A 14,374-nucleotide genomic window follows, 5' to 3' on the forward strand; every position below is an offset into this window, starting at 1 on the left:
GAAAGGAAGACGACGATGATTACTTGTGAGGATCTCACTGTACAATATGGGACGAAGGATGTCGTCCGCTCGCTTACGTTTACGGTGAACAAAGGTGAAGTATTCGGCATTATCGGGCCGAACGGAAGTGGAAAAACGAGCCTGCTGAAAGCGATCAATGGCGGTTTGCCTGCAGCTGACGGACGGATTGAGATCGATGGCAAACCACTGGCGGCTTACAGCTCAAAGGAACTGGCAAAAAAGATGGCCGTTTTGCCGCAGCAGGCGGAAACCGCTTTTTCGTATTCTGTTTCCGAGGTCGTCGCTTTAGGGCGCTATCCGTATCAAAAAGGCTGGTTGCAACGGATGACGAAGCAGGATGAAGAGGTGATCAGGGCTGCAATGAAGCAAACGGATACGTGGAGGTTCCGCGACACGCCGCTGCAGCAGCTGAGCGGCGGCGAACGGCAGCGGGTGCTGTTGGCACGCGCTCTCGCGCAGGAACCGGATATACTTCTGCTTGATGAGCCGACCAACCATCTTGACCTTTCCCATCAAATGCAGCTGCTCGACGCCTTGCATGAGTGGACGGAAACACGTCAATTAACCGTCGTCACAGTGCTCCATGATTTGAATATGGCCAGCCTTTACTGCGATCGGATATTGCTTTTGGAAGAGGGGGAAATGGTCGCGCTCGATTCACCGCATAAAGTGTTGAAAGAAGACCAGCTGGCGAACGTCTATCAAACAACGCTCATGCGCAAGGAGCATCCCTCTGTCCCGCGGCCGTTAATTACGCTTATTCCGGACAAAGGGGAGCAGACGCCGCCTTCCATGCTCGACGCTCTTACAATTGAGCATACAGAAAAGTGGATCAAAATGACGAGTGAGAATAAGTGGAAGACATTGTCGTCAGCAGTACTTGGCGCCGGTTTCCGCTGGCATCACACATTTGTGAACCGCCATGTGGACAAAGATTATCATGCTGTTGATCCGGAGGAAGAGTACCGTGCATTTTTGACGGAGCATGGCTTGGATGATGAGGATACGTTGGCGATGATGACCGCGGCGTGCTTAGCGGATGCCTCGATTCTCCGCTCGGAGAAGCAAAGTCCGGCGCTGGTTGTGATGATCAGTGCCGGCACGTCTAACGCGGTAGATGCTTCCTGCGCCCACCGTCTTCCTGATTATGCAAATACGGTCGGAACGATTAACATATGGGTGTTCATCGACGGGGAGCTGTCGGAGGCCGCCTATGTGCAGGCTCTGATGACGGCGACTGAGGCGAAAGCGAAGGCATTGCATGATGAGGAGATCCGGGATGTGAACAGCGGGACGATCGCGACCGGCACCTCAACCGACAGTGTGATGATTGCTTCTTCTCAGGCCGGAGAAATGTTTCCGTACGCCGGGACGATCACCCCGTTAGGAAAAGAGCTGGCCCGGCTCGTCTATGAAGGGATGCGGCAGACACTCCAGCGCTATAAGCGCCGCATCGGTGACAGACGATGATTATGCATCTGATAGCGCTCGGAATGGCAGTGCTGATTGATCGCCTCGTCGGCGACCCGAGGCAGCTGCCTCATCCGGTTGTCGGCTTTGGAAAGCTGATTGCAATCGGGGAGCGCCGGCTGAACCGTGGGAGCGGGCGAAAGCAAAAGGGGTTGCTGATGCTGGTCATTGTCCTGTCAGTTGTTTTTTTCGTATCCGCTCTGCTCGTCTGGAGCGCATATATGCTTCATCCAGTTGCCGGACTTCTGCTGGAGGCCTGGCTCATTTCAACGACGATTGCCGAAAAGGGGTTAAAGCAGGCGGCGGATGAGGTGCGGAAGCCGCTCGAGTCCAACAATCTGGCAGAAGCCCGGCACCGGCTTTCCTATATTGTCGGCCGGGATACGGACAAGCTTGATGAAGCGGAAATTACCCGGGCGACGGTCGAAACGGTGGCGGAAAATACAAGCGACGGCATCACCGCCCCGCTCTTTTTCGCCTGGATAGGCGGGGCGCCGCTCGCTCTGCTGTACCGGGCGGTCAACACATGTGATTCAATGGTCGGCTATCAAAATGAGCGGTACCGCGATTTCGGCTGGGCTTCGGCCAACTTTGACGATCTGCTCAATTGGCTGCCAAGCCGGCTAACGGCGCTCGTGATGATTATCGCCAACCGGCCAAAGCTGCAGCGCTCGTCGCGCCAATGCTGGGCGGTTGTCCGGCGCGATGCGCGCAAGCATCCGAGTCCAAACAGTGGCTGGGGCGAGGCGGCGGTCGCCGCGTTGCTCGGCATTCAGCTCGGCGGAACGAATACATATCAAGGCCTTGTTTCAAACCGGGCCAAAATGGGAGACGCGCTTGAGCGGCTCCGTGTTGTCCATATTGAGGGGGCAACGCAAATTATGAGCAGAACCGTAACTTTGTTTACGCTGCTTCTGCTCGGATGCGGAGGTGTGATCATTGTCCTTACCTAATCATGGAGCAAATCCAAAGCAGTTTGCCGAAGCGCTTGCCATCAAACTGCCGGAACAAAGCGAAGACTTCAGTGTCAATACAAATCCCTTCGGACCGCCGGAATCGGTTATCTCCCTGCTCGCTTCCGGGCTCGCTGAAGCCGCTTCTGCTTACCCCGATCCGCACGGGACAGCTTTAAAGCATGCCGTCGCCGCGGCGAATGACCTTCAGCCGGAAAATGTGCTGCTTGGCAATGGCGCGGCGGAGCTGATTTTTCTGATTGCTGCTCATTTTCGCGGCAAGCGGGTCGGGATCATTGAGCCGGCTTTTTCAGAATACCGCGAGGCATGTGAAGCATATGAGTGCGAGGTTGAATCGATCGTGCTGCCGGCACCGTGGGAGCTGCGGCTTGAGCGGATCCTTCCGCTGCTGCCGGACCTTGATCTGATCTTTTTATGCAGCCCGAATAATCCGACCGGCATCAGCTACAGCCGCGACACGATTGTTGCATTGCTTCAGGCTGCCGGCGATCACAAGGTGTATTTTGCCGTTGATCAAGCGTTTTACGATTTTTGTCTGGAAGACGTCGAGCTGCAAAGCCTGCTTGCTGATCATCGCCGGCTTATTATACTGCGTTCCTTGACAAAAATGTATGCAATTGCCGGTTTACGGCTTGGCTATCTGCTGGCTGAGCCGGGACTCGTCCAGGCGATCGCGCACCGTCAGCCGCCATGGAGCGTCAACGGATTAGCACAAGTCGCCGGAGAGCAGGCCTTAAAGGAGCAACGCTTCGTAAAGCAAACAGTTGCGATGATCACAGCGGAGCGCGAGCGGATCTGTGCCGAGCTGGAACGGTTAGCCTTCGTCGTTTCTCCCTCGACTGTCAATTTCTATTTACTGTCCGAACAGAAAAAGCAGGACATGAAGCCGCTGCTGCTTTTTCTCGCCGAAAAAGGCATCGTTGCCCGCCATACGTATAATTTTAACGGGCTGGACGGGCATTATATCCGCCTTGCCGTCAAGCAGCCCGAGGCCAATGAGCGGCTGCTCGCTGTGCTGAGGGAGTGGAGAGAGCGGTGATTAGTTTTATTACGGGGGGAGTAAGAAGCGGAAAAAGCCGTTATGCTGAACAGCGCGCGATCGAGCTCGCCAGCAGGAGGACCGACTGCCGGCTTCATTATTTTGCGACAAGCGCTGTCTACGACAGGGAAATGGAACAGCGCGTAAACATCCATCAGCAGCAGCGGCAGGCGAGCGGCCAAAATTGGCACGTATGGGAGCAGGAGCGCAATCTTCATACGCTGCTCGCCCAGGTCGATAAACAGGAGGTCATCTTACTGGATTGTGTGACCACCTTGGTCAGCAATGAATTGTTTTACGGCTGGGAGCGGGGAGAAGAGCACTGGCGCAACGCGGACTATCAGCGCAAGGTCGTCGCCAAACTGACTGCGCTTTTCAACCGGCTGGCGGCTGATTATCAGGCGGTGATCGTCTCGAATGAAGTCACCTCAGATCTCCCGGCGGCTGATGAAGGGACTGTCATTTATCAGCGGTTACTTGGACAGCTCCACTGCCGGCTTGTCGCTCTTGCCGACGAGGCGATCGAGTTTGAATGCGGCCTGCCGTGCTGGAAGAAGGGGGGAAAGGGATGCTAGGTGTAATGATTCAAGGCACATCCTCTGATGTCGGAAAAAGCTTTATCTGCACGGCGCTTTGCCGGGCGTTCGCCCGCCGTGGCCTAAGCGTCGCACCGTTCAAATCACAAAACATGTCAAACAATTCCTATGTGACAAAAGAAGGGGCTGAAATCGGTCGCGCCCAAGGAATTCAGGCAGAAGCGGCGGGAGTGGAAGCAAGCGTCATGATGAATCCGATTTTGCTCAAGCCGAGGAATGATCATACATCGGAGGTCATTCGCTTCGGCCGTGTTCATCAGACGCTTTCCGGCAAGGATTACCGCCGGCAATTTTACGAGCTTGGCTTGGAAACGATCCGTGAGGCGTTGGCCACGCTTGAGGCTGAGTATGACGCGATCGTCATTGAAGGAGCGGGCAGTCCGGTTGAGATGAATCTTAATGACCGAGAACTCGTTAATATGAAAGTGGCGGAGCTGGCCGATGTGCCGGTGATCCTTGTCGCTGATATTGACAGAGGTGGTATTTTTGCCAGCATCGCCGGGACGCTCCAGCTGCTGAGCGCGCAGGAGAGAAGCCGCGTCATCGGCGTCGTCGTCAATAAATTCCGCGGCGATCCCGAACTGTTTGTCAGCGGGCGAAAATGGATTGAAGAAAACCTCGGCGTTGAGGTGCTTGCCGTCCTGCCGTATCTCGACCATCACCGGATCGAAGCAGAGGATTCACTCTCGCGGCAAACGCGCTATCGCCAAGCGGTGAAGCGGCATGATCAGCTTGAGATTGTAATGATTGACTTGCCCTATTTATCAAATGACACTGATCTGGAACCTTTTCTTCATGAGCCGGATGTTTCGCTGCGTCTCGTTGGGATGCACGATCAGCTCGGCTGTCCTGACGCGGTGCTGCTGCCGGGGACGAAGAGTACGATTCGTGATCTGGAGGCGATGATGGCCACCGGTCTGAGCGAGCAGCTGAAAGCTTACGTCCGCCAAGGAGGAACGGTCATTGGCATTTGTGGCGGCTACCAGATGCTCGGCCAGACGATCATCGACGAAGCCGGCACCGATACGGGAACAGCCGGACTGAAAGTAAAAGGGCTGGGCATTCTCCCAGTGGAAACGGTTTTTGCCCAGGAGAAATGGACGAGTCAATCAGTCGGGAAGCTCGTGGCGCCACAATTCGAGGCGCTGGCTCCGCTGACCGGCTTTGAAATTCATCTCGGTCACTCGCGGCAGCTGACGGAAAGCGCACTTCCCTTTTTAACGGTCGCAGAGCGTGAGGACGGAATATTCGCTGAGGAAGGCCGGTTAATCGGCAGTTATTTTCATCATTTGTTTTACAATGATCAGTGGCGGACATGGTGGTTGAACCGCTTGCGGAAAAACCGCTCCTTGCCGGAACAGCCGGTCCGAAGCCTGCAAAGTGAGCGGCAAAAGGGCTATGAGCAGGCTGCCGATTGGCTTGAGGCAGAGCTTGATGTGCGGCGGCTGCTTGATAAAATCGAGGCTTGGAGGAAGAGCGATGCGCCACATTAACATTCTGTTTGACGGCATCGTTTTGGCGATTCAGTTTTTGACGGTTCTTCCGCTTAAAAAAAATGTGGAATGGGATGACAGGCGGGCTTCGGCCTCGGTTGCTGCTTATCCGTTTGTCGGACTGCTGCTTGGTGGCTGTCTTGCGCTTCAGGGCTATTTGCTGCTGCACTATTCGCCGATTTCTCCCTTGATTATCGCCTTTTATGTGCTCAGCTTTTCGCTGCTTTTTTCCGGAGGGCTGCACGTTGATGGCTGGGCCGATTTTTGCGATGCCGTTTTTTCACGGAGAGAGCGGACGCGGAAGCTGGAGATTATGAAGGACCCACGGCTCGGGACGTTTGGGGCGCTCGGCGTTCTCTGCCTTCTCGGCTGGCGCTTTGTCTTCATTTGGGAACTCGTGCAAGCGGCAAGCGAAGCGTTTCTGTTTGGGCTTTTTCTCATTCCGATCCTCATGAGACTGCTGCTTGGCTGGCAGCTGCTGCTCGGACGGTTTGCCCGTCAGGAAGGAATGGCCGTCGCTTTACGTCCGGCACAAAACCGAACGGTAGTGATCACGTACATCGGATGGTCGCTGCTGACGGCGGCGCTTATCGTCTTCATCAATCCGCCTTTTCTGATTCTGTTCGGGGGAGCGGCAGTCTTTTTGGCGATCTGGCTGAAGTGGGTCAGGCAGCAAATTGGCGGGATTACAGGTGATACCGTCGGCGCTGGCGGTGAAGGAGGAGAGACATTGTTATGGGCGATGCTTTGGCTGTCAGCCTTATTCGGCATGGTTTGACGCGTTACAATGAGGAAAGCCGCTATCTCGGCTCAACCGACCTGCCTTTGTCAGCAAAGGGGCGGCGCCAGTTGACTGCTTTCTATCCGCTTCCCCTTGGGAAAAACGATTTGCTCATCACGAGCGATCTGATCAGATGCCAGGAAACGGCGCAGCTTCTTTATCCCGGACGACGCTACCGCACTTTTCCGGCCTTGCGCGAGCTTGACTTTGGCTTATGGGAAGGGAAAACATATGAGCAGCTGAAAGAGGATCATCTTTACCGCCGGTGGCTTGATGATCCGCTCAAGGTCTCACCGCCGCAAGGGGAAACTTACAGTGCTTTTCAACAGCGGACGAAGCAGGCCTTTGTTGAGCTGCTCTCTCTCGCGGAGGACGAGGGAGCGGCCAGGCTGGTCGTCATCACCCACGGCGGCGTTATTCGTCAATGGCTGACAGAGTATGCACCTGTTAAACGGGATTTTTTTCAGTGGCGCGTGCCGACTGGCTGTCGTCTCAGCTTAATTGGAAAAAAATCAGACGTAAGGAGGGGGCTGCGATTCATTTCGTTACAGGAGGAGCCTTTCACGGGAAAAATAAATGGGTAATGAAGGACGCTTCCAAAGCCGGTCCCGTTGAGATTCAATGGTATAATGGCTATAAACTGTGCCCGCATCCGGCTCCGGAGCAAAATGGAACGGTGATTATTTTCGGGCTGGAAGCAATTGTACGTTCCTTTTTAACCGAAGATGAAGCGGGAGCGCGCGAACGGTTCCGTTCGTGGCTCGAGAGCTGGCTTTGCTGGGAGCAATCTGGCGGTATTCTTTATTTGGTCGGCTCCGATGTCGGCAAGGGTGTCGTCCCGCTTGAAAAAGAAGCACGGCTTTTTCGCGATTATGTCGGTGTCTGTTTTCAGGAAGTAGCAAGGAAGGCAGAGCGCGTCGATCTGATTTGGTATGGATTGGCGACACAATTAAAATAGGAGGCTGGTTATGAGACTTTATACAAGAACAGGGGATGAAGGGCAAACGAGTGTCATTGGTGGAAGAATGGCGAAGGATGATACACGGGTCATTGCTTATGGAACAACGGATGAGGTCAATTCTTTTGTCGGGATGGCGGTTGCTCAGCTTGATGAGGAGGTCTTTCCTGATATTAAAGCGGAGCTTGTCAAAATCCAGCACGAGCTGTTTGATTGCGGCGGCGATTTGGCGATGCTCAAGCAAAGGGAGGATCGGCCCTATAAAGCAAAGCAGGAGATGATCGACTTTCTTGAGGAACGGATCGATGCATATATTCAAGAAGCGCCGGAGCTGGAGCGATTTATTTTGCCGGGTGGCGCAGAGGCTGCCGCGACGATTCATGTCTGCCGGACGGTCACAAGGCGGGCTGAACGCTATGTTACGAGGCTCCATCGTGAATCAGATGTCGTCAATCCGATCGTGTTAAAATATCTGAATCGTCTGTCCGACTATTTTTTCGCGATTGCCCGCGTGATTAACAGCCGCCTTCAAGTGAAAGATGTTGAATATGAACGGAGCGCAATCGTCTTTCGCAACGGAAAACGGAAAGAGTAGGGGACAACAAGTTTGAGGCTGGACAAAAGGAAAAGAACCAACCTTTTGTCCAGCCTCAATATCGAGAAGTTATTTCCGAAGCAGCCTGAGAGTCCGGCTGCTTCATTTTTCGTAAAGCGAAGTATTTGACAATGATTACCTGAGTCGTTTATAGTTTAGTAGATCGATCTACTAATGGTTCGTGGTCGTTGTGCGGTTTTCATATATCATCCTAGAAGGAGGCATTCCTTTGTTTTCTTTTCAGAAGCATACATATTTATATGCTACAATAATAACAATCCTGATGGGCCATAATATGCTTTTAGTAAAGTCGCTTTTGTATACGGTTGAGCCGCTCGTGCTAACATTCGTACGGATGACGCTGACGGCGCTGGCTCTTTTAGTCCTTTGCTTTTTCGTTTATGGCGTCGTCAAACCAACAATGGAGCAGTGGAAGCTTTTGACGCTGATCGGCTTTTTTGGCGTGTTCGTTCATCAGATTACGCTGGCGATCGGACTTGAAACTTCCCATGCGACGAACGGCGCGCTTATTTTAGGTTTGAACCCGATCGCGACGACATTGCTTGGGGCCTTATTATTGAAGGAAACCTTGTTTCGCCGTCACTATATCGGCGTCATCCTGAGCTTCATCGGAATTTGCTTTATCGTTTTCCGAGGCTTTTCTTCATTCAGCTTTACAAGCGGCGATATTCTGCTGTTTTTCTCGATGCTGGCGCAGGCGCTGAGCTTTGTGTACACTCGTAAACTGGCGGGACAAATGAAGATTATCCCGGTAACGGCCTACAGCTATTTAGTAGGGGCGGGGATGCTTCTCGTTCTACCATTTGTTCAGGATATGAGCAGCATTTTCACATTTTCAGCATTTATCTGGCTTAAAATCCTGCTCGCTTCAGTCGTGTTAACGGCATTTGGCTTTATTGGATTCAATCTCTGTATTCAGCGCCTTGGAGCCGGAGGGGCATCGATCTTTTTAAATGTGATTACGGTCACGGCTTTAATCGGCGCGGTTATTTACTTAGGTGAAGAGCTGCTGATCCAGCATGTTTTCGGCTTTTTATTTATCAGCGTCGGGATTTGGGTTGCGACGCACCACAAGGACCCGGCTGTGAAAACAGACCTGCAAAACCGCTCCCATTCGGTTTCCTCGTCATAGGAGCGAGAAAAAGGAGGAATTGCTAACTGGTGAATTCCAAAAAAAGGCGGCGTGTGACGCTGCAGGATGTCGCCCAGGCGGCCGGAGTGTCACGGGCCACTGCTTCTTTAATCGTCCGTGGCAGCCCGAAAATTTCGGCTGCAACGCGCGAAAAAGTGTTAGGAAAAATGAATGAATTAGGTTATGTCTATGACCGCGTTGCCGCGAATCTGCGGTCCAAGCAGTCGACGACCGTCGGCTTGCTGATTACCGAGATCGCCAATCCCTTTTTTTCTGAGCTGCTTGACGGGATTACCGCCGAGCTTGAAAAAGAAGGATACACGATTATTTTAGGGACAACCTCGGATTCTTATGAAAAACAGGAACGGCTGCTGGCGACAATGTTGGAAAACCGCGTTGCCGGTATTTTATGGACGCCTGTGTCGTCCAGTACGGTCAAAACAACGAAACAGCTGGTCGATAGCCAGCTTCCCGTCGTTCAAGTCGGTCGGGAAATTACGGGTTCGACATTTGATTATGTCGGAATTGATAATCGAGCCGGTGCCGATTTGGTGATTTCCTATCTTGTTAAGGAAGGACACCGCCGGATTGCCTACTTGGGAGGGCCCTCCGCGTCGTCGCCATGGCGCGAACGGATTTCGAGCTATAAGCAGGCGCTGCTTCAGGCCGGACTGGAGGTTGATTCGTCGCTGATTGTCGAAAGTGTCGCGACGAGAGAGGGCGGTAGGAAGGCGATGGCTGAAATATTGAAGCTGGAAAGCAGGCCGACGGCGGCGTTTTGCTTTAATGATATTGTCGCGATCGGGGCGATGCAGGAATTGAAGGGAAAAGGGCTGGCGCCGGGTGTCGATATGGCGATTGTCGGTTTTGATAATGTTCAGGAGGCGTCGATTTTCACGCCGCGCCTGACGACGGTCTCTTCCTTTCCGAGGGTGATTGGTACCCAGGCGGCCAAGCTGCTGCATCAGCGAATTGATGATTTCAACAGACCTGCCGAGCGGATTATTCTGGAGCCGGAAATCCATATTCGCGAATCGAGCCAAGTCAGGCTTATATGAGATTATGAAACGCCGGGTTTCAATTGTTCATGCAGAGATGTTTTAAAAGGAAGCGACAGCCTTTTGAGGCATCTCTTCCTTTTCTCTTCTTGACAATGGTAGCAAGCTTATACTATATTACTAGTGAAAACATTAAACTGTTAACATTCTGATGATTGCGAATAGAGAGGTAATAATGATGGAGCTATTCACAGAAGAAGTGCAACGAAAATTGATTTGGCAACAAGTGCTTGAGAAATTGCGCAAGCGGATTATTTTGGGAGAAATGAAAAAGGGTGAGCATTTGAAGGAAGTCGTGCTGTCAAAGGAGCTCGGCGTCAGCCGCGGTCCGGTGCGGGAAGCGATCGTCCAGCTGGAAAAAGAAGGTCTGGTCCATACGTTCAAAAATGGCCGGACAAAAGTGAACGGCTTTTCCAATGAGGATGTCGACAATCTCTATTTTGCACGGAGTGTCGTAGAAACAGCGGCGATAGAGCAAATTCACATGCCGGTAGACGAACGATATCTTGCGGAGATGGAAGGGTTGCTAAGTGCAATGGAAGCAGAGGATTTATCAAACCGCAATGTTAACTTTCTCGATTTACAATTTCATTATTCCTTAATCCGGTTATCAGAAAACAAAACGCTGATTCAAATGTGGCTTAGTACGAATGGTGTCATTAAAGCGATTATGGAAATCACCAATGAACATAGTCGCGAACAAAGGGCAACGAACTTAACCCAGCACGGTGAAATTTTAAAAGCGCTTCAATCAGGAGACCGGCAACAGGTGAAGCAAACGTTGGAAGCTCATTTACACTATGCGAGGAAGGTTTTGAAAAACTTTTTCGAAACAATTCATATATCTTAAAAAGTACAGGAGGTACGTTGATGGAAGAGAATAGAAAGGTCCCATGCGGTATTATTGGCTCGGGGAATATTGGCACTGACTTACTGGAAAAGCTCAAACGGAGTAAGGTGTTGGAGCCGACGGTGATGATCGGCATTGATCCACAGTCAGACGGTTTACAGCGGGCAAAGCAAAAAGGGCTCACGACGATCGACAATGGCATTGAAGGCTTTAAGGCGCAGCCTGATTTGGCCGACATTCTTTTCGATGCGACAAGCGCCAAAGCGCATATTCAAAATAATAAAGTGCTGCAGGAGCTTGGAAAAACAGTCATCGACTTAACACCGGCTGCCATCGGCCCTTATGTCGTTCCTGTGATCAACATCGACGATCACATTGCTGAGTCGAACGTCAACATGGTCACCTGCGGAGGTCAATCTACGGTTCCAATTGTAAGCGCTTTAAATAAGGTGGCTGATGTCGCCTATGCAGAAATTGTGTCAACGATTTCCAGTAAAAGCGCCGGGCCCGGTACACGGCAAAACATTGATGAATTCACGCAAACAACTGCGAAGGCGCTAGAAGAAGTCGGAGGAGCCGATAAGGGGAAAGTGATTATCATTTTGAACCCGGCAGAGCCGCCAATCATGATGCGCAATACGATTCACGTCATGATTAAAAAATATAACGAGGAGATTTACGAGCAAATTAGAACGACAGTGACAAACATGGTCGAGCAAGTGCAGCAATACGTTCCAGGATACACATTAAGCGCTGAGCCTTATTTTAACGAAGATCGAGTGACCATCTTCCTGCAAGTTACCGGTCTCGGTGATTATTTACCTGAATATGCAGGCAACCTTGATATTATGACGTCAGCCGCCGTAAGAGTCGGAGAAGAATTTGGACAGCGAAACGATCGCTAGGAGGGGAAAAGGATGGGAACAGAAAAGATTACAATTAATGATGTAACGCTGCGCGATGGAATGCACGCCATTTCGCATCAATATACAAAGGAGCAAATTGCCGAATTAACGAGAGTCATCGATGAATCAGGTGCTGACATTATCGAAGCGACGCATGGCGATGGTCTTGGGGGCAGCTCGATTCAATACGGTTTCTCAAAGGAAACGGAAGAGACGATTATCCGGACGGCGGTCGAAAATGCGAAGTCGGCTAAAATCGGCGTCCTGCTCATCCCGGGCATCGGCACAATTGAGCATTTGCAGCGCGCCCATGAATACGGAGCAAGCGTCGTCCGGATTGCGACTCATTGTACAGAAGCCGACATTTCGGAGCAGCATATTAAATATGCGCGCGACTTAGGAATGGATGTCGTCGGCTTTCTGATGATGGCTCATATGATTCCGGCCGATCAGCTGGCTGAGCAGGGCAAGAAGATGGAGGCGTACGGAGCGGGAACCGTTTATTGCACAGACTCGGCCGGGGCGCTGTTAATGGATGATACTCGCCGGCGCATTGCCGCGCTGAAGGAGCAGCTTTCCGTCGAAATCGGCTTTCATGCCCATAACAATCTGTCGCTCGCCGTCGCGAATTCCATCGTCGCCATTGAAGAGGGAGCGAACCGGATCGACACAAGCCTTGCCGGAATGGGAGCGGGAGCTGGAAACACCGCGACGGAGGAACTGGTTGCCGTCATGAACAAGGCGAACATCCGCCACAACATCGATTTATATAAAGCGATGGATGCGGCTGAGCATGTGATGAAGCCGATGATGAAGCGTCCGATCTCGATTGACAGATTGAGCTTAACGATGGGCTATGCCGGCGTGTACAGCTCATTCCTGCTGTTTGCGTTCCGGACCGCCGAGGAATATGGCATTGACGCCCGCGATATTTTGATGGAAGTTGGACGGCAAAAAGCGGTCGGGGGGCAGGAAGATATCATTCTGTCAATCGCACAGAAATTGGCAAACGAAAAATAATAGAAGGGGGAGCGCGATTATGCTCGTGATCTTAGCAGATGGGAAGTCGTTGGAAGGAGATCATTATCAAATTGAGGAAGCGTTCTTTCGCGAGCGCGGAGTTGAATTCAGAGTAGAGGATTGTACGACAGAAGAAGAGGTAATCGCGGCGTGCAAGGATGCCGATGCGGTACTGAGCGTCTACGCTCCGATGACGAAAAAGGTGATTGAAGCTTTACCGAACTGTAAGGCTTTGGTGCGCTATGGGATAGGATTTGACAATATCGATGTGCAGGCTGCTTCAGAGCGGGGAATCGCCGCCTGCAACATTCCTGACTATTGCATTCCTGAAGTCGCGACCCACACGATGGCGATGCTTTTGCAATTTGAACGGAAAATCGGCTTGCTCGATGCTTCCGTGCGCGAAGGACATTGGAATCCGAATGCCGGCTTTTATTCCCGCCGCCTGTCATCGTTAACGCTCGGTCTGATTGGCTTTGGGAATATCGCTCAGGAAGTCGCGAAATATGCCGCGGCGTTTGAAATGAAAATCGTCACGTATGATCCGTTTATTTCCGATGAGATCGTCGAGAAATACGGGGTGAAAAAGGTCACGCTGGAGCAATTATTCACCGATGCCGATTATATCTCGGCTCATGTACCGTTGAATGAGCATACGCATCATCTGATTAATGAACAGGCCTTTGATAAAATGAAGAGTTCGGCTGTCCTGCTCAACACCGCCCGTGGTCCAATTATTGATCAAACGGCGTTAGTGAAAGCGATAAAAGAGAACACGATTAGAGGGGCTTGCCTTGATGTTCTTGAGCACGAGCCATTACAGCTCGATGACGAGATTTTAAAGCTTGAGAATGTCGTCATTACCCCGCATGCCGCCTTCAATAGCGAAGAAGCAAAGCAGCGTCTTCATTTACGAGTGGCAGAAACCGCATACGCGATCCTCCAGGGAGAGCACCCGAACAACATCCTTAACCGGCAGGCAGTCGTCAGCGCAAAAGGGTGAAGTGTCCCTTTTGCGCTGACGACGAAGCAGCGAGTGGAGGCCGCGCAAGGTTGTAAAAAGCCAGAAGGAAAGCGGGTTACGTTCCATCTGGCTGAGCGCGAGACGGAGCCGCAGCCGCTTCCATGCACATAAAAGGGTGAAGTGTCCCTTTTGCGCTGACGACGAAGCAGCGAGTGGAGCCCGCGCAAGGGTGTAAAAGCCAGAAGGAAAGCGGGCTTCTTTCCTTTTGGCTGAGCGCGAGACGGAGCCGCAGCCCGCTTCCATGCACATAAAAGGGTGAAGTGTCCCTTTTGCGCTGACGACGAAGCAGCGAGTGGAGACCGCGCAAGGTTGTAAAAGCCAGAAGGAAAGCGGGCTTCTTTCCTTTTGGCTGAGCGCGAGACGGAGCCGCAGCCCGCTTCCATGCACATAAAAGGGTGAAGTGTCCCTTTTGCGCTGACGACGAAGCAGCGAGTGGA

The 14,374-nt window shown here is 52.0% G+C and carries 16 protein-coding genes; 15 read left to right on the forward strand and 1 reads right to left on the reverse strand.

Translation table 11 applies throughout. The features are described from left to right. The first annotated feature begins 15 nt into the window (after nt 1-15). The 15 genes from M3212_RS19580 to M3212_RS19650 all read left to right on the forward strand — a co-directional run bounded on the left by M3212_RS19580 (nt 16) and on the right by M3212_RS19650 (nt 13,916). On the forward strand, nt 16-1,491 hold the full coding sequence (locus M3212_RS19580) for a heme ABC transporter ATP-binding protein (protein ID WP_251195643.1): 1,476 nt from the start codon (nt 16-18) through the stop codon (nt 1,489-1,491). Further along, nucleotides 1,491-2,444, forward strand: coding sequence for an adenosylcobinamide-phosphate synthase CbiB (gene cbiB, locus M3212_RS19585; protein WP_251195659.1), 954 nt, complete (start codon nt 1,491-1,493; stop codon nt 2,442-2,444). The genes M3212_RS19580 and cbiB overlap by 1 nt, the downstream gene beginning before the upstream one ends. Then, complete coding sequence (gene cobD / locus M3212_RS19590; RefSeq protein ID WP_251195644.1) at nt 2,431-3,504, forward strand: threonine-phosphate decarboxylase CobD; 1,074 nt, start codon at nt 2,431-2,433, stop codon at nt 3,502-3,504. Before cbiB ends, cobD begins: the two co-directional genes overlap by 14 nt. After that, complete coding sequence (locus tag M3212_RS19595) at nt 3,501-4,079, forward strand: bifunctional adenosylcobinamide kinase/adenosylcobinamide-phosphate guanylyltransferase (RefSeq protein WP_251195645.1); 579 nt, start codon at nt 3,501-3,503, stop codon at nt 4,077-4,079. The genes cobD and M3212_RS19595 overlap by 4 nt, the downstream gene beginning before the upstream one ends. Continuing rightward, nucleotides 4,073-5,593, forward strand: a complete 1,521-nt coding sequence (locus M3212_RS19600; protein ID WP_251195646.1) for a cobyric acid synthase — start codon at nt 4,073-4,075, stop codon at nt 5,591-5,593. The genes M3212_RS19595 and M3212_RS19600 overlap by 7 nt, the downstream gene beginning before the upstream one ends. Then, nucleotides 5,580-6,371, forward strand: a complete 792-nt coding sequence (gene cobS, locus M3212_RS19605; RefSeq protein ID WP_251195647.1) for an adenosylcobinamide-GDP ribazoletransferase — start codon at nt 5,580-5,582, stop codon at nt 6,369-6,371. Before M3212_RS19600 ends, cobS begins: the two co-directional genes overlap by 14 nt. Then, on the forward strand, nt 6,329-6,958 hold the full coding sequence (locus tag M3212_RS19610; RefSeq protein WP_251195648.1) for a histidine phosphatase family protein: 630 nt from the start codon (nt 6,329-6,331) through the stop codon (nt 6,956-6,958). Before cobS ends, M3212_RS19610 begins: the two co-directional genes overlap by 43 nt. Continuing rightward, a complete protein-coding gene (locus M3212_RS19615; protein WP_251195649.1) occupies nt 6,958-7,332 on the forward strand; it encodes a bifunctional adenosylcobinamide kinase/adenosylcobinamide-phosphate guanylyltransferase in 375 nt (124 codons plus the stop codon). Before M3212_RS19610 ends, M3212_RS19615 begins: the two co-directional genes overlap by 1 nt. Nucleotides 7,333-7,342: 10 nt before the next feature. Continuing rightward, nucleotides 7,343-7,927, forward strand: a complete 585-nt coding sequence (locus M3212_RS19620; RefSeq protein WP_251195650.1) for a cob(I)yrinic acid a,c-diamide adenosyltransferase — start codon at nt 7,343-7,345, stop codon at nt 7,925-7,927. 229 nt (nt 7,928-8,156) lie between these two features. After that, a complete protein-coding gene (locus tag M3212_RS19625) occupies nt 8,157-9,080 on the forward strand; it encodes a DMT family transporter (protein ID WP_251195651.1) in 924 nt (307 codons plus the stop codon). A gap of 29 nt (nt 9,081-9,109) precedes the next feature. Beyond that, nucleotides 9,110-10,138 (forward strand): LacI family DNA-binding transcriptional regulator, encoded by a 1,029-nt coding sequence (locus M3212_RS19630; RefSeq protein WP_251195652.1) that lies wholly within the window; start codon nt 9,110-9,112, stop codon nt 10,136-10,138. A gap of 178 nt (nt 10,139-10,316) precedes the next feature. After that, on the forward strand, nt 10,317-10,988 hold the full coding sequence (locus M3212_RS19635; RefSeq protein WP_251195653.1) for a GntR family transcriptional regulator: 672 nt from the start codon (nt 10,317-10,319) through the stop codon (nt 10,986-10,988). A gap of 20 nt (nt 10,989-11,008) precedes the next feature. Further along, entirely contained in the window at nt 11,009-11,893 is an 885-nt protein-coding gene (locus M3212_RS19640; RefSeq protein ID WP_251195654.1) for an acetaldehyde dehydrogenase (acetylating), read from the forward strand. A gap of 12 nt (nt 11,894-11,905) precedes the next feature. After that, on the forward strand, nt 11,906-12,913 hold the full coding sequence (dmpG, locus tag M3212_RS19645; protein ID WP_251195655.1) for a 4-hydroxy-2-oxovalerate aldolase: 1,008 nt from the start codon (nt 11,906-11,908) through the stop codon (nt 12,911-12,913). Between the two features lie 19 nt (nt 12,914-12,932). Beyond that, nucleotides 12,933-13,916 (forward strand): C-terminal binding protein, encoded by a 984-nt coding sequence (locus tag M3212_RS19650; protein WP_251195656.1) that lies wholly within the window; start codon nt 12,933-12,935, stop codon nt 13,914-13,916. 76 nt (nt 13,917-13,992) lie between these two features. Here M3212_RS19650 and M3212_RS19655 read toward each other — a convergent pair. Beyond that, nucleotides 13,993-14,374 (reverse strand): hypothetical protein (locus M3212_RS19655; protein WP_251195657.1); only part of this gene is annotated, 382 nt, incomplete at its 5' end.

Source organism: Halalkalibacter oceani (assembly GCF_023715705.1).
In the GTDB taxonomy this organism is placed as follows: Bacteria; Bacillota; Bacilli; order Bacillales; family Bacillaceae_D; genus Halalkalibacter; species Halalkalibacter oceani_A.

What these genes read in the sequence shown, in the direction of transcription:
- M3212_RS19580 (WP_251195643.1), top strand. Translation starts at nt 16, where the DNA reads ATGATTACTTGTGAGGATCTCACTGTACAATATGGGACGAAGGATGTC.
- M3212_RS19600 (WP_251195646.1), top strand. Translation starts at nt 4,073, where the DNA reads ATGCTAGGTGTAATGATTCAAGGCACATCCTCTGATGTCGGAAAAAGC.
- cobS (WP_251195647.1), top strand. Translation starts at nt 5,580, where the DNA reads ATGCGCCACATTAACATTCTGTTTGACGGCATCGTTTTGGCGATTCAG.
- M3212_RS19610 (WP_251195648.1), top strand. Translation starts at nt 6,329, where the DNA reads ATGGGCGATGCTTTGGCTGTCAGCCTTATTCGGCATGGTTTGACGCGT.
- M3212_RS19615 (WP_251195649.1), top strand. Translation starts at nt 6,958, where the DNA reads ATGAAGGACGCTTCCAAAGCCGGTCCCGTTGAGATTCAATGGTATAAT.
- M3212_RS19620 (WP_251195650.1), top strand. Translation starts at nt 7,343, where the DNA reads ATGAGACTTTATACAAGAACAGGGGATGAAGGGCAAACGAGTGTCATT.
- M3212_RS19635 (WP_251195653.1), top strand. Translation starts at nt 10,317, where the DNA reads ATGGAGCTATTCACAGAAGAAGTGCAACGAAAATTGATTTGGCAACAA.
- M3212_RS19640 (WP_251195654.1), top strand. Translation starts at nt 11,009, where the DNA reads ATGGAAGAGAATAGAAAGGTCCCATGCGGTATTATTGGCTCGGGGAAT.
- dmpG (WP_251195655.1), top strand. Translation starts at nt 11,906, where the DNA reads ATGGGAACAGAAAAGATTACAATTAATGATGTAACGCTGCGCGATGGA.
- M3212_RS19650 (WP_251195656.1), top strand. Translation starts at nt 12,933, where the DNA reads ATGCTCGTGATCTTAGCAGATGGGAAGTCGTTGGAAGGAGATCATTAT.